Here is a 19,511-nt window from a genome sequence, read left to right as displayed (position 1 = left end):
CGGCCGCCGCGCCGCTAGTTCCAGCCGTACAACGCCTTGGCGTTGTCGCCCAGGAACTTGTTCTTGAAGTCCTCGGAAATGTCCGTCCGTTCCTTGATGGTCTTGGTCACGTTGGGGAACATGCCGTCCCAGTGCGGGTAATCGGAGGCGAACACGATGTTCTTGTCCCCTATCCGCTCGATGCCGTAAGGCAGGCTCTCCTCCTCCGGCTCGGCCGCGTAGTACCAGTTGCCCGCCTTCATGTACTCGCTGGGCATGGCCTTGAGCAGCGGCGCCTCGGACTGCCGGTGCTCGTACTCCTCGTCCATCCGGTCCATCCAGTAGGGCACCCAGCCGACGCCGCACTCCAGGAAGGCGATGCGCAGCTTCGGGAACCGCTCGGGCACGCCGCCGTACATCAGCGCGGCACAGTCCAGCATGGTCTCGAAGGGACGGCCGATGGTGTGCTTGAACAGGAACGTGTCGAAGCGGTTCTCCCCCGCCGGACCCGAGCGCGAGTTGTGGATCAGCAGCGGCACGTCGAGCCGCTCGAGCTCCTCGTAGATGGGCCAGAAAAGCTCCTGCCCCAGGTGGTCCTTCATGCCGAAGGTGCCCACCGTGATCCCCACCACGCCCAGCTTGGTGACCGCGCGGTTGATCTCCTCCACCGCCGCGGGGACGTCCTGGAAGGGCGCCACGCCGACGCCCTTGAGCCGCTCCGGCGCCTCGCTGCACATGCTCGATATCCAGTTGTTGTACGCGCGGGAAAACGCTCCCGCGTAGGCCTTCTCCGGCATGCGGTTCACGTGGAACGCGCCGGTGGGAAACAGCACCGAGACCTCGATCCCCTCGGTGTCCATGTCGCGCAGGCGCGTGGGCACGTCGGTGATGTTCATGCCGAGGGTGCCGAACATGCTCGAGTCCCACTCGTCCGACGGCAGCAGCGAGCCCTCGCGCTTGTTCCAGGGATCCTCCATGTGGGCGCGGATGTCCGCGTCCCGGTCCCTGACGTGTCCGTCCGCGTCAATGATCTTGGCGTCCATGCTTGCCTCCTTCAGGATTGCTTCCTTGCATCCGGTTTCATACCCCGTTCGCCCTGAGCGTAGCGCAGCGAAGTCGAAGGGCCGGTTCATACCGGCATTCCATACCAGCATTCACCGAACGCGAGTCTACCACGAGATCCCGGCTAGGAGAACCGCACCTGGGCCGGGTTCAGCGCGCCGTACTTCGACTTGTTTGCGGTGATCTCGAGCGCCTCGGGCATCTTCTCGATGCCCTCCAGCTTGTGAGTGATCATGGGATCGATGTTGATGCGCTTCTGCGCCACCAGCCGCGCGGCCAGAGTCATCTCCGAGGGGTGGGCCAGCTCCGGCGGGAACATGTAGGTCACCCGCTTGGCGCGCAAGTAGTTGAAGTCCAGGGTCACGGGCTCGTGGAAGTGCGGAATACTGAGCACCTTGCCGCCGGCCGCCACGCACGCCACCGCCTCCGACACCGTGGCGCCGCCGGAGAGCCCCATCTGCGGACTGCCGCTGGCCGCCTCGATGACGAAGGGAATGCCCTTGCCGCCGCTCAGGTCCATCACCGCCTCCACCACGTTCTCCTTGGAGGCGTCGATGGTGACGTCCACCCCGAGTTCCTTGGCCAGCTCCAGGATCTCCGGCCGCATGTCGGTGCCGATGACCGTGTCCGCACCCGCGGCCTTGGCCGCCTGGGCCGAGTTGAGGCCCATGACACCCTGGCCCAGCACCAGCACCGTATCCCCCAGCGTCACGCCGAGCACCTGGATGTTGTGCACGCAGCTTGTCAGGGGCTGGAGCGCCGACACCTCCCAGTCGCTGATGCCTTCGGGGATCTTGGCGAGGGCGTCCAGCGGCACCGCCGCGTACTCGGAGAAGAGCCCGGGAAAGTCCCGCCCGATGGTGCCGATCTCGGTGTGCGTGGCGCCCACCCGGTCGCCTACCGCCAGACCATACCCGTTGTCCTGGTCGATCTCGACGATCTCGGCGCAGAACTCGTGCCCGAACAGGGGCTCGGGGCCTTGCGCCAGCTTCTTCTTGACCTTGTCGTAGCTGTTGGAGCGCTCGCCGTAGAAGAGTTGGACCTCCGTGACCGAGGGCTGCACGACCCGGGTCTTCAGCACCGCCCAGCCCGGCCGGCCCTCCGGTTCCGGCAACTCCTCCAGGCGCATGTCCTTGAACGCATGAGTGACCCAACCCTGCATGGCGATATCCTCCCTTGGAAGACGCTCGGAACGGCTGCTTCCGCTGTCTAATAATGAAGGCGCGGGGGTTTTGCAAGGCAATGCATGCTTGGCCGGCGCACGGAAGGGCCACGGCTTGCATGTTCACGGGGTGCGTTCTATGATGAAGACACTTGGGCGTCAGTCCCTTCGCGGGTTTTCTCTTCCCACAATGGCGGTGTAGCTCAGTTGGTCAGAGCACGCGGCTCATATCCGCGGCGTCGCTGGTTCAAGTCCAGCCACCGCCACCATTCCCACCACACTAGAGCCACGAATGGCACGGTCACGGGTTTCCCCGTCCCGCGGCGTCCACGTGAACGGTGACGATGTCCGTGCCGTGATACTGCTGGTGATGCACTCTGGAGGCCAAGTGACGCAGCAGCCGGAGAGAGATCTCGTGCTCGTCCGGCGCCTCCACCGGGCCGGTCCCGAGCACGGCCATGCTGTCCTCGATGTTCTCGTTCCCGACCGCCGCGACGAACTCCAGGCGCGCTCCGCCCCCCTCCTTGCGGGCCGTCAAGCGCAGGCGCCGGCGCCTTCCCTCGTCTGCCTCGTTCTGCCCCACAAGTGTCAGCAGCGTTTCCTCGGCCACCGCATCGAGACGATCCGCCGTGGCCTTGTTCCAGCCGGCGCGTGAAACGAAGCCCGCGAGAAACTCACGAATCGTCGGCAACGCTCCCACTCCGAACTCCACCTCGATACGGCTCGGGCGCGGCGCGGTCAGCTCCACGAACAGGGTCATGAGGATGGCTGCCAGCCCGCCGGCGGTCATGCCGTTCTGCAAGAGGCCGCCGGCGAAACCACCAAAGTACTCGGGGAAGATCACCCCGCTCTGGAACCCGACTCCGGCCCAGAAAGAAACACCGACGATGAGACCGGTACGGTAGTCGATCTCTTCCTGGAGCACCACCTTCATGCCCACCACGAACAGCATGGACAGCAGCACCGTGGCATAGGCGGCCACCACGGGCGCCGGAATCGCCAAAATGAGCGCCAGCGCCTTGGGAAGAAAGGCCAGCAAGATGAAGATGACGCCGATGGCGACGCCGACGTTGCGCGAGGCGACGCCCGTCAACTCGGTCACGGAAATGCTCGTGGAGTATGTGGTGTTCGGCACCGTCCCGGCGAGGCCGGAAAGCAGGTTGCCCACGCCATCGGCCGCCACCGCGCCTTCCACCGCGCGAAAGTCCACCGCCCGGGGTCCGCGCCAGGAGACCCGCTGGATGGCCACTCCGTCGCCGATGGTCTCGATGGCCCCTACCAGGGTCACGAACACGAAGGCGGGCAAGAGCGCCCAGAAGGCCGCGCCAAAACCCAGGTCCAGCCCCGGCCATTCGCCGTCCGGAAGCCCCACCCACGCGGAATCGGCCACGAGGCCCGTGTCATAGAGACCGAAACCCCCGGCCACGGCGGATCCTATGACGACACCGATGACCGGCGCCCACAGGCGCAGGCTCCCGGTGGCCTTCAGAGCGATGCAGATGATCACCGCCACGGTCACCAGTGCGCTCAGCGGCGCCGCCAGCGCCGGAGACCCCTTCGGCACGTCCCCGAGCATGTCGAAGATGATGGGCATCACCGTGACCGGGATCAGCATGAGCACGGTGCCGGCCACCGCCGGGGTGAGAATCCGCCGGAGCAGCGACAACCGCGAAGACAGGATGAACTGAAAGAACGACGAAACCAGGACCAGGGTGGCGAGCAATGCCGGACCTCCCTGGACCAGCGCCGTCACGCAGACCGCGATGAAGGCGCCTGAAGTGCCCATCAGCAGCACGTGGCCGGCGCCGAAGCGACCGAGCCGCACTGCCTGGACCACCGTAGTGAGGCCGCTTACCGCAACGGCCGCGAAAACCGCCCACGAAAGAAACCCCTCGCTCCCGCCCGCTGCCCGGATGACGATGGCCGGGGTCAGGACGACCCCGGCGATACAGAGAATCGCAAGCTGGAGGCCAAGGCCGGCCGTCAGCATCAAGGGCGGCTTTTCATCGGGTTGGTAGCGAATCGCCGCACGGCCAGGGGGTCCGGGGTGTTGCATGGAAAATCCTCGACACGGGCAGGGCTTGGACGTCCGCGATTCGTCAGGTTGGTGCACGAACCATCCGAACCCTCGCAAATGATACCAGAGGGCACCGGTGCCTCCAAGCGACTTGGCACCTGTAACGGTCGCGGTGGCGCTGTTTACTGTACGATACGCGAATGTCTCATGCAAAAATGTGAGCTTTTCTCGTGATGCCTTGATTTGAAACGATTCACTCACCAAAGCCGGCCACAAAATTTGCAAACCACATGGACCTGTCTGCTTGATTTGTAGTAGACTGCCGTGCCGTCCAAAGCCCGTACGGAGAATGGGGCGGGACGCGTGGCGATCCGTTCACTGCATACACTCGCGCCGCCCAAGGCGGTAAACCGGTTGGAGGGATTTTCCTTGATCGACAAGACGCGCCTCAAGGAACGCGTTCTGGAGTTGGTTCGGATCGATAGCCTGTCGCGCCGGGAAGGTGCCATCGCGGCGCGCCTGAAGGAGATCCTCGCGTCCTTGGGGGGCACCGTATTCATGGACGATGCGGGCTCAGCGGTAGGCGGCGAGGTGGGAAACCTGGTGGCCCACTTCGATGGGGAGGCGGCCGGAGCGGAACCGATGCTCCTCTCGGCGCACATGGACACGGTGGCGCCGGGCGAGGGCGTGGTGCCCGTGGTGGAGGGGGACGTCATCCGGAGCGACGGACGGACCGTTCTCGGAGGCGATGACAAGAGCGGCATCGCCATCATCCTGGAAGTGATCGAGGCCCTCGCGGAGGACAATGTGCCCCACGGGGACATCGACGTGGTGTTCACCATATGCGAGGAGGTAGGCCTTTTGGGGGCCAAGCACCTGGACCTCGGCCTCGTGCGCGCGAAGACCGGCCTGGTGCTCGACAGCGACTCGGTGGGGTTCCTGATCACCAAGGCGCCGGCGGTGAACCACCTGGAGTTCGAAATCCTCGGCCTGGAGGCTCATGCCGGCATCTGCCCCGAACGCGGCATCAGCGCGATTCAGGTGGCGGCCAAGGGCATCGCCGCCATGCCCTTGGGACGCATCGATGACGAGACCACGGCCAACCTCGGCCTAGTGAGCGGCGGCACCGCGCTGAACATCGTGCCCAACCGGGTGATGCTCAAGGGCGAGGTGCGCAGTCACGACGAGGAAAAGCTCGAACGGCAGACGCAAACGATGCAGGAGTGTCTGCAACAGGCCGCCGCCGGGGCCGCGGTGGAACTGAACGGCCGCGTTCACGAAGCGCGCGTGGAAGCCCGGATCGTGCGGGAATACGACCGCATGGACGTTCCCCTCGAGACCGCCATCGTCCGGCGCGTGCACGAGGCCGCCCGCAACCTCGGGTTCGCCGTCGACACCGTGGCCAAGGGGGGCGGCTGCGACGCCAACGTCTTGAACAAAAGGGGACTCCAGGTCGCCAACCTGGCCAGCGGCATGCGCGACATCCACACGGTGCACGAATGGCTGGATGTCAACGACCTCGTCTCCGCGGCACAGATCATCCACGAGGTGCTGCGACTGGAAGGCGACCGCGCCCACTGAAACGTCGCGCGGCGCGAAGCCAGGATCCCGGGACAGTCCCTTCCGGCATTCGCGCCGGCGGGCGCGACAACAGTAGCGACGGATCCCATCGACGATCATGCCCGGACGTGAGCTCGAAACGCTGCTGAAGGAGGACCGGGGTCAGTTCCTCGAGTTCATCAGCGCCTACGATCCGAAGAAGCGCGGGGTTCAGACCAAGCGGCCCCGCGAGCTCGCGCGCGAGATCGCGCGCCTGCTCGACGGCATGGCCAACGCCGACGGCGGCGTCCTGCTGGTGGGGGTCGAGCCCGACAAGAGCCTCACCGGCGTGCCCTATGCCGAGGATGAGATCCGCGAGCTCAGCGAAGTCCCGGGGAGACTGCTCAACCCGCCCCTCTATCCGCTGTACGAACGGATCGACATCGGCAACCTGCTGCTGCTCCGTTTCGAGGTGACGCCGGGCCTCGAGGTGCGCCGCGTGGCCAGCGGCCGAACCTTCTACCGCGTGGCCTCGGAGAATCCCGCGGTGCCTCCCGAACAGATACGGCGGCTGCAGGAAGCCAAGCTGTCGTACTCTTACGAACGCCAGCATATCCACGATGCCACGTGGGACGACCTGGACCCGGTGGCCCTGGAATCCTTCAACGAACGCATCGGCGGGCGCACGGATCCGAGATCGACACTGGCGCGCCCGTACCACCTGGTGAGCGGAGCCGCGGACCAGCCGCAGATCTCCATGGCCGCCCTGCTGCTGTTCGCCAAGGAGCCCGTACGGTGGCATCCGCGCTGCGGCGTCGACTTCGTCAAGTACGAAGGTACCGAAAGACGCTACGGCGAGTCCTTGAACGTGGTCAAGCGCGTGCGCATCGAGCAGCCGTTGTGGGTGCTCATCGACGAGGCGGTGGGCCGGATCAAGGAGCACATTCGCGAGCGCATGGTGCTGCACGATCTGTTCTTCAAGGAACGCCTGGAATACCCCTCGTTCGCCTGGCAGGAGGCTCTGGTGAACGCCGTGGCGCACCGGGACTATGCCATCGCCGGTGCGGAGATCGAGGTGTGGATGTTCGACGACCGCCTGGAGGTGCGCAGCCCCGGCTCCCTGCCCGCGCCCGTGACCCTGGAGCACCTCAAGCGGCAGGAGCGCGTGCACTTCTCGCGCAACCCCTTGCTGGTGCGCGTGCTCTCCGACCTGGGCTACATGCGCGAGATCGGCGAAGGAGTGCCGCGCATGTTCCAGCAGATGGAGCAGAACGCCCTGCATCCGCCGGAACTCGGCGCCGAGGGTTTCTTCTTCACCGTGACCCTGCGCAACACCCCCATCTACGACGACGAAACCCTCAAATGGCTGGACCGCTTCGACCGCTCGCGGCTCGGTCCGCGCCAGCAGAGGCTGCTGGTGTACGCCCTTTCCCACGGAAAGGCCCTGTCCACCGCCGACTACCAGCGGATCGCCGAAGTCGACCGCGACACCGCCTACCGCGACATCCGCAGCCTAGTCAAGATGGGCATCCTCGCCCCGATCAAACCCAAGAGCCGGAGCTACCGGGTGGTGGAGCCGTTTTGAGCGAGGGCTTCGCAAGGGTGGCGGGCATCGCGGGCGCCTACGTGGAGTCGCGCATCCTGCAGGCGGCGGTGCGTCTGGGCGTGTTCGACGCGTTGCACAGCCGAACGGCGGACGCCCCCGCGGTGGCGACGGCGGTGGGTGCCGATGCCCGCGCCATGGGCCTGCTCCTCGAAGCACTCGTGGTCCTCGGCCTCCTAGACCGGGACGGCGCCGGCTACCGCCTGAACGACCTGTCCGCCACCTACCTGGCGGGCGCGTCGCCCAGGGACTTCAGCGGCATGATCCGCTTCGACGCGCTTTCCTGGGATGCGTGGGGAAAGCTGGAAGACGCCGTGCGCGACGGCCGGCCGGCGCGTGTACCGGACATGTACCAGCACGACGAAGCCGAAACCGCGATCTTCATCAACGCCATGGACTCACTGGTCAAGGCGCGGGGTGATGCCGAGGCCGTCGCCGACCTGTTGGACCTGAGCGACGCGCGGCGCCTGCTGGACATCGGGCCCGGACCCGCCACCTACCCCATCGCCCTGTGCCGCCGTTATCCGGCGTTGCGCGCGACCCTGTACGACCTGCCCGGCACGTTGCGCATCACCGAGCGCTACGTCGCCGCGTCCGCGGTGGCCGCACGCATCGAATGCGTGGCCGGCGACTACCGCGCGGACCCCGTTCCCGAAGGCTACGACGTGATCTTCCTGTCGAACATCATCCACGGCGAGGACGAAGCCGCCAATGAAGCCCTGGTGGGGAAACTGTCCGGCGCCCTGGTCCCGGGCGGGCGCCTGGTCATCAAGGACCACGTTCTGGGCGGGACCCGGGCGGAAAGCAACGCGGGAACGGTGTTCAGCCTGTTGATGCTGCTGACGACCGAGGGTGGACGTTGCTACACGCGGGAGGAGGTCACGGGCTGGTTCGAGCACGCCGGCCTGACGGATGCCGGGCGGGTGGAGTTGCCGCCGCCGTTCACGTCATCCCTGGCCATCGGACGGAAACCCCTGTGAAAAGGCGTTCCCAACGCGGGGCGCTGCGGCCGGCCGTCGACCGGTCCGCACGACGAGCCCGGACTATTCCAGGACCGCCGAGGGTGAGATCTTGAAGGCTTTGTCCAGCACCTTGGCGCGCGCCTGGTCGGTCCGGGCAGCCTGAAGCTTCACCCGCAGCTTTGCCAGACTCTTGCGGCGCCGGCGCCGGCGCTTGATTTCCGCTGTTCTCTGGAGAGGCATGGCGGTCACGGTTAGCACAGGAGGGTGCGTTCCGCAAACGCGCCCTTCGACAAGCTCAGGATCCGCTACGCCTGTCCTGAGCTTGTCGAAGGGCCCCGTACCGACGGAAAGCCGCCGTTCACAGATCCTCGCCCGCGTAGATGCGCATGACCTTGTCGAGCAGCGCGATGGCATCCGGCTTGCTCCGCTGGAAAGAGTTCCGCCCGATGATGGAGCCGAAGCCGCCACCGGCGTGGATGGCGCGAATCTCCGCCAAGAGCGACTCGTCAGTGGTGGCGGGACCGCCCGAGAAGATGACGATGCGGCGGCCGTCGAAGGCCGACTGCACCACGTGGCGGATCCGGTCCGCGGGATCGGCGATGGGCACGCCTTCCTTCTCGAACACCTTGCGCGCCGCGTCCTGCTCGACGTTCTCCAGGGGGAACTTCACCTTGATGATATGCGCTCCGAGCTGCGCGGCGATCTGCGCCGCGTAGCCACACACGTCGACGGCGGCCTCGCCGGCCTTGCTGAGCCCGGAGCCCCGCGGATACGACCAGATCACCACCGCCAGGCCGTTGCGCTTGGCCTCCCGGGCGATTTCGCGGATCTGCTCGTACATGGCGAAGCGGTGCTCGGAGCCCGGGTAGACCGTGAAGCCCACGGCCGCGCAGCCCAGGCGCAGCGCGTCCTCCACGCTGGAGGTAACGGCCTGGGTGGGGTCCCTTTCGTCGTTCAGCAAGTCGTGGTTGTTGACCTTGAGGATGAGCGGGATCTCCCCGGCGAACTCGCGCGCGCCGGCCTCGAGAAAGCCCAGCGGCGCGGCGTACGCGTTGCAGCCCGCGTCCAGCGCCAGCTCGAAGTGGTAGCGCGGGTCATAGCCCGCGGGATTGGGAGCGAAGCTCCGCGCCGGGCCGTGCTCGAAGCCCTGGTCCACGGGCAGGATCACGAACTTGCCGGTGCCGCCGAGGCGGCCGTGGTTCAGTATGCGGGCCAGGTTGGTCAGGGTCCCGGGATTGTCGCTGCCGTACCAGCTCAATACCTCTCTTACTCTCTCCGTCATCACTCAGCCTCCTCAAGCGGACTCATTCCTCCGCCATGAACCGTTCGTAGAGGGCCACGTTCTCGGCGCTGCCGATGGCGATGGGCGTGCGCTGATGGACGGCCCCGGGCACCACGTCCAGCAGGCGCCCGTGCCCGGTGCTGGCCGCTCCCCCCGCCTGCTCCGCCACGCACGCCAGCGGCGCGCATTCGTAGAGGAGCCGGAGCTTGCCGTCGGGACTCCCGGGATCACCGGGATAGAGATACATGCCTCCGTCCAGCAGGCAGCGGTGCAGATCGGCCACCAGCGCGCCGGTGTAGCGCAGCGAGTGGGGCCTGCCGCTGGGCTTGTCCTTCTCCGTGACATGATCCAGGTACTTCCGCACCCCCGCGCCCCACTCCTTGTGGCGTCCGACGTTGGCGCTGTAGATCTTGCCCGCCTCCGGACAACGGATGTCATGGTGCGAAAGGACGAACTCTCCGACCCCCCGGTCCAGGGTGAAGCCGTGCACCCCGGCGCCCACCGTGTACACCAGCAACGTGCTGGTGCCGTAGAGCACGTAGCCGGCGCACACCAGCTCCGAGCCCGGCCGGAGGAACTCCTCGCCCGAGAGCTCACCCACCCGGTGGCGCCGCAGGATGCCGAAGATAGTTCCCAGCGGTGCGTTGACGTCGGTGTTGGACGACCCGTCCAGCGGATCGGTGCACAGGAGATAACGCGCGTCGTCGGACGTGCTCATCACCACCGGCTCTTCCAGCTCCTCCGACGCGATGCCCGCCACCACGCTGCAACTCGAGAACGCATCCATCACGACGTCGTTGCCGATGACGTCGAGCTTCTTCTGCATGTCGCCGGTGGCGTTCTGGTCGCCGGCCAGACCCAGCTTGCCCGCCAGCGCCGCCTGATCGACCTCCCGGGCGAGCACCTTGCCCGCCAGGGCGATGGGTTCCAGCAGCGCGCGCATATCCCCTGCCCCGTCGTTGCGCCATCCCCCTTCCTCGATGAGATGCCGCGTCAGCGTGGTGCCTGCCGCCATCTTCGGGACTCCTTGCCAGCGTTGTAGTGCATCACGTTCAGTTAGGAGGATGTTCCCGCGAAAGTCAACGTGGTGCCGGCAGAAAGACCCTCTTCGCTAACCCTGCTTCAGCAATTCCTTGAGAAAGGACTGCACTTCCGGAGACGCATTCATGGCGCCTTCGAGGATCTTCGCGGCATCCGCGCCGACGAAGGTCTTGATCCGCGCACCGAAGATCTTTTTCGCGTCCGCGATGTACCGCGGATCCTCCAGCATTTTACCGACCGCATCGGCCAGCAGGTCTATCGTTGCCTGGGGAGTCCCGGGAGGTGCGAACAGACCCTTTTCGAAGTTGCCCCCCGCGACCACCAGGGACTTGAAGGCCTCCCACGCAATGCCCGAAGGCGATTTGCCGAAGACCTTGCGGTATTCCTCCTCGAAGGTGGGATACTCCGCCGCGGCCGGGTCGCGAATGATGTTCCCCTGAGCGTCCAGCAAACCGGAATGGTACAGGACGAACGCTTTGCCTTCCTTCACCGCGGGCCGCACCGTTGCGTTGAACCCCGGCGCGGTCATGCCGGAGATGTCGGCCTCGCCGCGTTGTATCGCCGCCGCGACATCGGAATACCCTGGATAGCCGTAGACCTGCTTGCTGGCGACATCCTTCAGGATAGCCTTGAAAACGACGGTGCGTCTTATCGCGGTGGAAGACTCCCGCGAGGTGTCCGCCATTACCAGCGGCCTGCCCAGGTCCAGCTTGAGCAGTTCTCCCAGGCTGCGTGCTCCCACATGGGCTCCGACATAGGTGATGAGGCCGAACCCGGCTACCGAGATGATCGGCATCTTCGCAAGGTCGTACCGGGCGCCCTTGTAGCCGAGTTGCTGTCGGGTCAGGGTGCCGCTGGACGACACCCCCAGGGTCAGCCCGTCCGGCTTGGCGGAGTGGTGAAGGAAATTGAAGGCGATGGTGCCGCCGGCTCCGGGCATGTTCTGGACAATGATGGTGGGGTTGCCCGCAATGTGGCGGCTCAGATGCCGGGCCACCACCCGGCCATAGACGTCCGTGCCGCCTCCGGGGGAGAACGGGATGATCAGACGGATTCGCGTTCCCTTGCTGTACGGAGTCTCCGCGTCCGCGCGCGGCGAAGCGGAAACCAAAAGCGCAAGACACGCCAAGATTGCGACCGACGTCAGGCGATAGTTCATCGTTGCCTCCTTTGCTTTGCGACGGTTCCGAAACGATGCGAAAGGCCGGGGAAGGAGCACCCTTCCCCGGCCTTCGTCCGCTTGCCGCGCCCCGTGTGGGGGCGGATCTTCTCCAGCGCCGGTTCCTACGTCAAGGCTAGGGCACGAACAGACCGTCGATCTGTGCCTCGGCCTCCTTGGGGAAGATCCCCAGCGCGATGCCGTCCTTCAGGTACTGCTTCTGGTTCGCCAGATTCTTCGGGTTCGGCCACTTGAAGTCGGCCGGCAGCAGGAAAGGCCTGACCCGCTCGTAGCCGAGGTCCACGACGTCTTTCCCTTCCAGACCGAAGATCTTCTTGGCGTACTTGCGGAAGTGCTCGGGGTCGTTCTGGACGCCGGCGATCATTTCCTGCCACGCGGCGCGGATCTTCCCGACGACTCCGGGGTTCTTCTTCGCCCAGGTCTCCTGCGCGCCCACCCAACCGAACATGTGGATGTCCTTGTTCAGCACCTGTGTGATCACGTCGCCCAGCTTGGCGATGGAGCGGTATTTGCCCGTCGCCATCATCCGGGTCACGTGCGCTTCCCAGTGGAGCGCGGCTTCCACCTCGCCCTTCTCCATCACCGCGATGATGCCGGCGGCGCCCAGCTTCTTGAGCTGAAAGTCCTTCTCGATGGAGACGCCCTGCTTCCGCATCATGAAGTCGAACAGATTGTAGGCCGACGTGACTTCGCGCGGCACCGCGATGGACTTCCCCTTGAGGTCGTTGATGCTCTTGTAGGGAGAGTCTTTGCGAACGAGGATGTAGTTGTGCATCGTCCTCATGTAGGGCTGCACCAGCTTGAGGGGGATGCCCTTGAGGTTGGCGCGCAGCGCGGACTCCACGGTGGCCAGACCCACCGGGATGGCGCCGATGGCGATGAGACGTTCGACGTTCGCCACGCCGCCCCAGCGTGGCTTGGCGACAAAGCCGTGCTTGCGATCCAGTTTCTTGTCGATCATGTACTGGCCGCCCAGGCCGAACACGCCGCCGGAGGGCAGGCCGAACTCCACCACGGGCAGGTCCGCGCCCAGAGCCGGGACCGACAGACCCGGAGCAACCAGGAACAGCCCCACGGCCAGGACCAGCAGACGAAACCGTTTGATTCTTGCGATCATCATGCTCCCTCCTTCACCAGGTTAAGTATGGTTTCCAGTACTTCCTTCTTGAACTCGATAAAGCGCATGTCGTCGGTATCCCGCTCCGAGGAGCGAAGAGGGTTCTCGTAGACCGCTGCGATGCGCGCCGGCCGGGCGGAGAAGATCACGATCCGGTCCCCCATGTAAGCGGATTCCTCCACGTCGTGAGTGACCAGCAGGGCGGTCTGCTTCAACCGGGAACAGATCTGGAGGGTGTCCTCCCGCAACTGCCGCGCCGTAAGCTGGTCGAGCTTGCTGTAGGGCTCGTCCATCAACAGCACCTGCGGCTCGATGACGAGCCCCCGCGCCAGACCCACCCGCTGCCGCATCCCGCCGGACAGGTACAGGGGGTACTGCTTGCGGAAGTCCGTGAGCCCCACCAGCGACAGGTACTTGTCGAGCCGCTCGTCCCACTCCTGAGCCGGCACCTCCATGCCCTTGAGGGCGAACCGCAGGTTGTCCTCTACCCGCTTCCAGTTGAGCAGCCTCGGATCCTGGAACACGTAGCCCAACTGCGGATGCGCCCGCTCGCCGTCCTCACCGTCGGAGATGATGTCCACCCGCCCATGGTCGAGGCCCTCGAGGCCCGTTATGATGTTCAACAACGTCGACTTGCCGCAGCCCGACGGCCCCAGCAACGCCGTGATGCCGTATTCCTTGGTGTCGAAGGAGATGTCGTCCAGCACCTTCAGAGGCGAGCCGTCCTCGCGCGAGAAGTATTTCACCGCACGATCGATGTGTACGTAGGCCAACTTACCGCCTCCATGCCTCGACGCGCGGACGCCAGCGGGTGACGCTGCGCTCCAGCACGCCCACCACACCGAACTCGAGGAAGATCATCACGATCAGAAACGTGATGGCCCAGGCCAGCACCCCCTTCACCGAGAAGAGGTCGAACTGGTGCATGACCTGGTAGCCGACGCCGTTGCTGAAGCCGAACCCCTCGACCAGCACGATCACTTTCCACGCCAGCCCCAGGCCGTACCGGATGGCGGCGAGGATATGCGACACCAACTGCGGCAGGATCACGTCCACCAGCTTGGAATACACGCTGGCGTGGAATGCCCTGCTCATGTCGATCAGGTCCTTGTCGATCGACTTGGTCCCCTGCCAGATGCTGATGGTGAGCATTGGAGAGATGGTCACGGCCACCGCGAGGTAGGCGCTGATCTCCTTGATGCCGAACACCATGAGCATCAGCAGCGCCCAGATGAGGCCCGGCATGGTGAGGCCGAGGATCACCGGAGGCTCGAAGAAGCTCTCCTGGTTGCGAAAACTCCCCATGATGATGCCCAGCGGCGTGCTCACCACCATGGCAAGGCCGAAGCCGACGAACACGCGCCAAAGCGTGTTGCCCATGTGGTGATAGAACTCACCCGTCTTGATGATGATGCCTACCTCCGCGAACGTTTCCCAAGGCCACGGCACCAGCGCGGGGTTGGCGTAGTAAAGGCCCACCACCCACCATGCGGCGATGAGCGCGAAGATGGAGCCCACGCGGAGAGCGACGTCCCAGCCGGCCTCGGTAAAGACGGAAACGGGCTTCCGCGGCCCCTGGGACGGGTCCACGTCCGGTGTGGTTACCCCCCCTGTTCCGAGCGCCAATTCCTCCTGTTTCGCCATGAATCAGTATCTCCGTGTCCGATCGGATTCTCCGCGGCTCAGTAAACCCGCGCATCGAGCGTCGCACCAGCGATGCGACAACTCCGCCAAGCTGACATCTTGAGACAAGTGCGGCGATGTTAGTCCGATCACCGCATCGCTGTCAAACAAAGCCACGACCGCGCATTCAAGAAAGCAGCCACGTGGTACGCCGCATCAAGTAACGACGAGCTCGTCGGCCGGGAGGCCGATGGCGGCCCGCGCCAGCCGGATCTGTTCCCTCGTGGTAATCACGCGGAAGGATCGGGCCGTCCGGATGGCCCAGAAGGTCTCTTCCTGGATCTCGCGGGTGGTGGCGTATTTCTTGAGGATGTCGAGCACGCCGCCGCCGTGGAGCTGGTCCTTGGCCTGATGGAGACCGGCGTTCATGAGCGAACCGTGGGGGATACCGCAGAGCTTCTCCACGGTGTTGGCGCTGGCCGCCCAGGGGCCTTCGAACTCGCCCTTGTCGAGGTAGCCGCGCTTCACGGCCACCCGGATGCTCTCCAGGCCGCCCACCGCGGCGTAGCCGCCCTGCCACGACAGCGTGCGGCTCAGGTTGTCCAGCGCGTGCATGCACGCCAGGAATATCGGGGTCGGTTCGAACCCTTCCGCTTCTTCCCGCGTGATGCCGAGTTGCCGGGAGTCGTAGTAAAGCACCTCTATGTGGCACATGCCGTCGGCGTCCGGATCGCTCACCTCCTCGTCCCAGCAGTCGTGCAGGATCTCGCGCCGCACGTCCTGGTAGGGGCACTTGGCGGCCACGTTCATGAGGTAGCTGGGAAACATCTTGGCGAAGAAGCTGTGGTTCATCTGCCACACGCCGAAGTACCGCCTGGCCTTCTCCTGGTCGTTGCGGACCTCGTCGGGGATCAGGGGATGATTGGGAAACGCCCTCACCGTATCGGCCTGGGCCTGCAGGAACCTGTGCTCGAACTCATCCGGCGAGAGGGGTGTGGCATCCCATTCCGCAGGAAGCCTGAAAAACGTCTTGGTGGTAATGACATCCGTCTGGGCATCCGCCATGTTACCGCTCCTTCTCTGAGATCAGCCCGCCGCGAACCCTTCTCCGCCCGTATCAGACCCCCCATGGCGTGTCAACGCAGCGGGTCCGGCTCCCCTGGTTCGCTTTACTACACAGGCGGCTGTTGATATATCCGCTGCCAAACCGTCCCCCGGATGCCGGCGCGACAACCCCGTAGACGCTCGCGAAACGTCAGCCGGCGCACCGACAGGCGAGGAGGAACGTCATGCGCAGCGCCTACGGCCTCAAGATTCCCGAAATCGACCCGGAGCTGACCCGCGTAGGGCCGGGAACGCCGTGCGGCGAGCTGATGCGGCGCTACTGGCAGCCGGTTTGCCTCTCGGACGACCTCTCCGATTTGCCCAAGCGCATCCGCATCCTGGGCGAGGACCTGGTGGCGTTCCGCGACGGCCAGGGACGCGCCGGGCTCCTGTTCTTCCGCTGCAGCCACCGGGGCACCTCGCTGGAGTACGGGCGGGTGGAACGGGACGGGCTGCGCTGCTGCTACCACGGCTGGCTCTACGACGTCGAGGGACGTATCCTCGACATGCCGCTGGAACCGCCGGACAGCACCGTCAAGGACCATCTCTGGCATCCCGCCTACCCGGTGCAGGAATACGGCGGGCTGCTGTTCGCCTACATGGGTCCGCTGGAGAAGGTGCCGCTCCTGCCCCGCTACGACGTCCTGGAGGCGGAGGGAGGCACGCTGAAGGCGCGCTTCGGACCGCGCGTGGGCGGCGCCCAGGACTGCAACTGGCTCCAGAGCGAGGAGAACCTCATGGATGCGCTCCATGCGGTATGGCTCCACACGGTGCACAGCGGCGCCCAGTTCCCAACCCAGGCCCATTCCACCCTGCCGGAGCGGCTGGTATACGAGGAGACCGATATCGGCATCCGCTTCGTCATGACCCGCAAGATGGAAGACGGACGCTGGGCGGACGTCATCTGGGAAAACATCATGCCGCTCAACGTGCACCTGACGTACACGGACGAGCCGGTGACGGAAAAAGTGGACCGGGTGTCCTTCTGCGTCCCGGTGGACGACACCCACCAACTCGGCGCCAGCATCCGCTGGGTGCCGGACGGGACCGACACCTGGGAACCGTCCGGGCGCGAGAAGCTCGCCCCGGCGGGCCGGGGCCCCCGTGACTACGAGTACAGTCAGCGCTTTCCCGACGACAAGGAGGCCCAGGAAGGCCAGGGCGAGATCGTCATCCACGCCATGGAGCGCCACGTGAGCTCGGACGAGGGAGTGCTGCTGTTCCGGAAGATACTGAGGACCGCCATCGACGACGTCAAGGCCGGCGAGGACCCCAAGGGGATCATCCGCGATCCCGGGAAGGCGGCCTGCGTGCCCACCACTTCCGGCGCCGTCGTGTACGCGGAGCGGCCCGCGCACGTGGCGTGAAGAACAAGACCTCGGCCGCCGTCCCGTCCATGGTGCCCGGGACGAACGCCGGACGGGAGAAGACCCTTGAGCCATCCTGCTATCGATCCCTCGGCCTTGCAGTCCTTGCTCGCCTCGGACGAGCCCCACGCCTGCATCGACGTGCGCGAACGCGGCGAGTTTGCCGGTGCGCAAATCGCGGGGACCAGTCCGGTCAACCGGGGCACGCTGGAGTTGCGACTGCCTGTGATGGTGCCGGACGTGCGTGTTCCGGTGGTGCTCCTGTGCGATGACGGGCGCCGCAGCGCGCTGGCGGCCGAGACCCTGAGGCGCATGGGCTACGGCGACGTCAGGGTGCTGGCCGGCGGCGTGGACGGGTGGCGGCGGCAAGGGCTGCCGGTGCGCTCGGGATGGGGGGTGCACGGCAAGGAGCACGGCGAGCGCGTGGCCCACGGCGGTGACGTGACGCACATGAGCGCGCCGGAGTTGGCGCGCCGGCGCGCGGCCGGCGAGGACGTGGTGGTGGTGGACGTGCGCTCGCGCGAGGAGTACCTGCGCGGCCACGTTCCCGGCACCTACCACATCCCCGGCGGCAACCTGCTGGTGGACGCGCCGCGGCTACCGCTCAAGGACGGCACCACGCTGGTGGTGAGCTGCGCGGGCCGCACGCGCGGCATCCTCGGCGCCAAGCTGCTGCACGACAACGGCTTCGACAACGTCTACGCCCTGGAGAACGGCGTCATGGGCTGGTTCCTGTCCGGCCACGACATCGCCGAGGGTCCGGGGATGGAGGTGCCGGCGACCGCGTCGGAGACCCGCGCCATGCGCATCCGGCGCGCCACCGAAGCCCTCGCCTCGGCCGAGGGCGTGCGCCGCTGCCCGCTGGAGACGTTCCGCGGCGTCTACGACTCCGACAGTGCCTTCTACCTCCTGGACGTGCGCTTGCCGGAAGAGTTCCAGGCCGGCCACGTGCCCCGCGCCATCTCGCTCCCGCTGGGACAGATGGCCCTGGCCCACGAAAACTTCCTGGCCGTGCGCGCCGCCCCCGTGTTCCTGATCTCCGACGACGGCGTGCGGCCGGTGTGGGCCGCATCGCTGCTGCAACAGCTCGGCTTCGGCGACGTGTCGGTCCTGGAGGGCGGCCTGCAGGGCTGGTGGGATGCCGGGCTGCCGCTCGAACAGGGGGCGCCGGAGCCCGCGGTCTTCGGACTCGATGAAGCGCGCGCCCGGACGAGCTTCACCAACGCCGCCGGGCTCCAGGCGCATCTGGACGCGGGCGGTCTCGCCCTCGACGTGCGCAGCATCGGCGAATACGGATTCGCCCACATCCCCGGCACCCGCTGGCTGCCCCGCGGACGCCTGGAACTCGACATCGGGGCTACGGCGCCGGACAAGGACGCACCGCTGGTGATGGTGTGCGACAACGCGATCCGTTCCACCCTGGCCGCCGGAACGCTGCGGGAACTGGGGTATGGCAAGGTGCGGGTGCTGGAAGGCGGCACCCGGTCGTGGGAGAGTTCCGGCCGCGTCCTGGAGGACGGGCTGGAAGGCACGGGCGTGTCCACCGAGGACGCGCAGGCCGACTTCGGCCACAGCGTGTGGACCGGAGCCCTGGGCAAATCCCGCGAGGATATGGAACGCTACCTGTCCTGGGAGATCGATCTCGTCAAGGACGAGCCGGCGGATTCGCGTTCGTAGAGAGCCACCCCAACCGAATGCGGGGTAACGAGGACCTCATGTGCGCCGACCGGTCACGGCGCCGGAAGCCGGGTCGGCAGGCTGTGGAAGAGGTACGATCCCACGAAACCCACCAGCGGCGGCAGCGCCAAGCTCGCCACGAAACGCACCGCCGATATCTCGAAGCCCAGAATGGGGATCTCCCAGATGACCAGGCGATGGACCCCGAGCAGGGACCAGGCGGTCAGGTAGGCGATAATAGGACCGGAGCCGGCGCCGGAGTGCAGCAGCGACGCGACGATGGGAAAGTGCATCATTGGGCCTCCCGGAGTGAAGGTGCCCGCCACCGTGCCGATCAGGAGCCCTTTCAGTCCGGAGCCCTCGCCGATCCACGCCGAGATCAGGTCGGTGGGGAGAATGACCTGGATCAGCCCCGCCACCGCGAAGGCGAAGATCATCTTGGGAAGCGTGGCCATCAGGAGCTGGCTGCCACTGGACAGGCCGTCCAGCGCCCGCGGCATTCCGTAGGAGTAGACCACGTAAACGCCGACGACGATGCTGGCCGCGAACATGAACCAAAAACCGCCGTCCATACCGAGCCTCCCTGCCAGACCGCCCTTTCTTCTGCGCACGCGATGCATGTCTTCCTGACCCCCAGGACCGCCGATCCGCGCATGAATTCCCGCCCCGTCACCCGAAACTCATGGAGCGCCCCGGGCCGACGGGACAATTGGCAACTTGACACAACCGGAAACGGATTTCGGGTCTTCAGGATTTCGTGTGGGTGGCGTAGCCTCTGCTCGCACCGAGTCAAGGC

At 66.0% G+C, this 19,511-nt stretch carries 17 protein-coding genes and 1 tRNA gene; 6 read left to right on the top strand and 12 right to left on the bottom strand.

Annotated features, from left to right (window positions below):
- Positions 1-14: 14 nt before the first annotated feature.
- Positions 15-1,022 (bottom strand): amidohydrolase family protein, encoded by a 1,008-nt coding sequence (locus tag OXU42_06555; GenBank protein ID MDE0029041.1) that lies wholly within the window; start codon positions 1,020-1,022, stop codon positions 15-17.
- A gap of 143 nt (positions 1,023-1,165) precedes the next feature.
- Positions 1,166-2,203 (bottom strand): zinc-binding dehydrogenase, encoded by a 1,038-nt coding sequence (locus OXU42_06550; GenBank protein ID MDE0029040.1) that lies wholly within the window; start codon positions 2,201-2,203, stop codon positions 1,166-1,168.
- 192 nt (positions 2,204-2,395) lie between these two features.
- Here OXU42_06550 and OXU42_06545 point away from each other — a divergent pair.
- A tRNA-Met gene (locus OXU42_06545) sits at positions 2,396-2,472 on the top strand.
- A gap of 32 nt (positions 2,473-2,504) precedes the next feature.
- Here the strand turns inward: OXU42_06545 and OXU42_06540 are convergent.
- Positions 2,505-4,259 (bottom strand): hypothetical protein, encoded by a 1,755-nt coding sequence (locus OXU42_06540; GenBank protein ID MDE0029039.1) that lies wholly within the window; start codon positions 4,257-4,259, stop codon positions 2,505-2,507.
- 390 nt (positions 4,260-4,649) lie between these two features.
- Between OXU42_06540 and OXU42_06535 the strand changes: the two genes are divergently transcribed.
- From OXU42_06535 to OXU42_06525, 3 genes are all read left to right on the top strand, one after another.
- Positions 4,650-5,801 (top strand): M20/M25/M40 family metallo-hydrolase, encoded by a 1,152-nt coding sequence (locus OXU42_06535; protein MDE0029038.1) that lies wholly within the window; start codon positions 4,650-4,652, stop codon positions 5,799-5,801.
- Between the two features lie 97 nt (positions 5,802-5,898).
- A complete protein-coding gene (locus OXU42_06530) occupies positions 5,899-7,344 on the top strand; it encodes a putative DNA binding domain-containing protein (protein ID MDE0029037.1) in 1,446 nt (481 codons plus the stop codon).
- Positions 7,341-8,342, top strand: a complete 1,002-nt coding sequence (locus OXU42_06525; protein ID MDE0029036.1) for a methyltransferase — start codon at positions 7,341-7,343, stop codon at positions 8,340-8,342. Before OXU42_06530 ends, OXU42_06525 begins: the two co-directional genes overlap by 4 nt.
- A gap of 63 nt (positions 8,343-8,405) precedes the next feature.
- On the opposite strand, the gene OXU42_06520 is transcribed toward OXU42_06525, so the two are convergent.
- From OXU42_06520 to OXU42_06485, 8 genes are all read right to left on the bottom strand, one after another.
- Positions 8,406-8,564 carry a hypothetical protein gene (locus tag OXU42_06520; GenBank protein MDE0029035.1) on the bottom strand — a complete coding sequence of 53 codons (159 nt, stop codon included), beginning with the start codon at positions 8,562-8,564 and terminating at the stop codon, positions 8,406-8,408.
- A gap of 118 nt (positions 8,565-8,682) precedes the next feature.
- On the bottom strand, positions 8,683-9,606 hold the full coding sequence (locus OXU42_06515) for a class I fructose-bisphosphate aldolase (protein MDE0029034.1): 924 nt from the start codon (positions 9,604-9,606) through the stop codon (positions 8,683-8,685).
- Between the two features lie 22 nt (positions 9,607-9,628).
- A complete protein-coding gene (fbp, locus tag OXU42_06510; protein MDE0029033.1) occupies positions 9,629-10,621 on the bottom strand; it encodes a class 1 fructose-bisphosphatase in 993 nt (330 codons plus the stop codon).
- A 96-nt stretch (positions 10,622-10,717) separates the two neighbouring features.
- Positions 10,718-11,806 carry a tripartite tricarboxylate transporter substrate-binding protein gene (locus OXU42_06505; GenBank protein MDE0029032.1) on the bottom strand — a complete coding sequence of 363 codons (1,089 nt, stop codon included), beginning with the start codon at positions 11,804-11,806 and terminating at the stop codon, positions 10,718-10,720.
- A 136-nt stretch (positions 11,807-11,942) separates the two neighbouring features.
- Positions 11,943-12,947 (bottom strand): ABC transporter substrate-binding protein, encoded by a 1,005-nt coding sequence (locus OXU42_06500; GenBank protein MDE0029031.1) that lies wholly within the window; start codon positions 12,945-12,947, stop codon positions 11,943-11,945.
- Positions 12,944-13,717, bottom strand: a complete 774-nt coding sequence (locus OXU42_06495; protein MDE0029030.1) for an ABC transporter ATP-binding protein — start codon at positions 13,715-13,717, stop codon at positions 12,944-12,946. The genes OXU42_06500 and OXU42_06495 overlap by 4 nt, the downstream gene beginning before the upstream one ends.
- A 1-nt stretch (position 13,718) precedes the next feature.
- Entirely contained in the window at positions 13,719-14,588 is an 870-nt protein-coding gene (locus OXU42_06490; GenBank protein ID MDE0029029.1) for an ABC transporter permease, read from the bottom strand.
- A 195-nt stretch (positions 14,589-14,783) separates the two neighbouring features.
- Positions 14,784-15,632 (bottom strand): iron-containing redox enzyme family protein, encoded by an 849-nt coding sequence (locus tag OXU42_06485; GenBank protein MDE0029028.1) that lies wholly within the window; start codon positions 15,630-15,632, stop codon positions 14,784-14,786.
- Between the two features lie 224 nt (positions 15,633-15,856).
- Here OXU42_06485 and OXU42_06480 point away from each other — a divergent pair, with 224 nt between their 5' ends.
- On the top strand, positions 15,857-17,038 hold the full coding sequence (locus tag OXU42_06480) for a Rieske 2Fe-2S domain-containing protein (protein MDE0029027.1): 1,182 nt from the start codon (positions 15,857-15,859) through the stop codon (positions 17,036-17,038).
- 66 nt (positions 17,039-17,104) lie between these two features.
- A complete protein-coding gene (locus tag OXU42_06475) occupies positions 17,105-18,715 on the top strand; it encodes a rhodanese-like domain-containing protein (GenBank protein ID MDE0029026.1) in 1,611 nt (536 codons plus the stop codon).
- Positions 18,716-18,768: 53 nt separating this feature from the next.
- On the opposite strand, the gene OXU42_06470 is transcribed toward OXU42_06475, so the two are convergent.
- The gene (locus OXU42_06470; protein ID MDE0029025.1) at positions 18,769-19,287 is read right to left on the bottom strand and encodes a permease; all 519 of its coding nucleotides are present in this window, start codon (positions 19,285-19,287) and stop codon (positions 18,769-18,771) included.
- Positions 19,288-19,511 lie beyond the last annotated feature (224 nt).

It is taken from the genome of Deltaproteobacteria bacterium, from assembly GCA_028818775.1.
GTDB lineage: Bacteria > Desulfobacterota > Binatia > UBA9968 > JAJDTQ01 > JAJDTQ01.
The sequence above is the reverse complement of the archived record's forward strand: the minus strand, read 5'-3'. Positions and strand labels throughout refer to the sequence as shown.

Excerpts from the sequence above, each read along its gene's own strand:
- OXU42_06480 (MDE0029027.1), top strand. The coding sequence starts at position 15,857 with ATGCGCAGCGCCTACGGCCTCAAGATTCCCGAAATCGACCCGGAGCTG.
- OXU42_06555 (MDE0029041.1), bottom strand. The coding sequence starts at position 1,022 with ATGGACGCCAAGATCATTGACGCGGACGGACACGTCAGGGACCGGGAC.
- OXU42_06485 (MDE0029028.1), bottom strand. The coding sequence starts at position 15,632 with ATGGCGGATGCCCAGACGGATGTCATTACCACCAAGACGTTTTTCAGG.
- OXU42_06470 (MDE0029025.1), bottom strand. The coding sequence starts at position 19,287 with ATGGACGGCGGTTTTTGGTTCATGTTCGCGGCCAGCATCGTCGTCGGC.
- OXU42_06490 (MDE0029029.1), bottom strand. The coding sequence starts at position 14,588 with ATGGCGAAACAGGAGGAATTGGCGCTCGGAACAGGGGGGGTAACCACA.
- OXU42_06515 (MDE0029034.1), bottom strand. The coding sequence starts at position 9,606 with ATGACGGAGAGAGTAAGAGAGGTATTGAGCTGGTACGGCAGCGACAAT.
- fbp (MDE0029033.1), bottom strand. The coding sequence starts at position 10,621 with ATGGCGGCAGGCACCACGCTGACGCGGCATCTCATCGAGGAAGGGGGA.
- OXU42_06500 (MDE0029031.1), bottom strand. The coding sequence starts at position 12,947 with ATGATGATCGCAAGAATCAAACGGTTTCGTCTGCTGGTCCTGGCCGTG.
- OXU42_06550 (MDE0029040.1), bottom strand. The coding sequence starts at position 2,203 with ATGCAGGGTTGGGTCACTCATGCGTTCAAGGACATGCGCCTGGAGGAG.
- OXU42_06520 (MDE0029035.1), bottom strand. The coding sequence starts at position 8,564 with ATGCCTCTCCAGAGAACAGCGGAAATCAAGCGCCGGCGCCGGCGCCGC.
- OXU42_06530 (MDE0029037.1), top strand. The coding sequence starts at position 5,899 with ATGCCCGGACGTGAGCTCGAAACGCTGCTGAAGGAGGACCGGGGTCAG.
- OXU42_06505 (MDE0029032.1), bottom strand. The coding sequence starts at position 11,806 with ATGAACTATCGCCTGACGTCGGTCGCAATCTTGGCGTGTCTTGCGCTT.
- OXU42_06540 (MDE0029039.1), bottom strand. The coding sequence starts at position 4,259 with ATGCAACACCCCGGACCCCCTGGCCGTGCGGCGATTCGCTACCAACCC.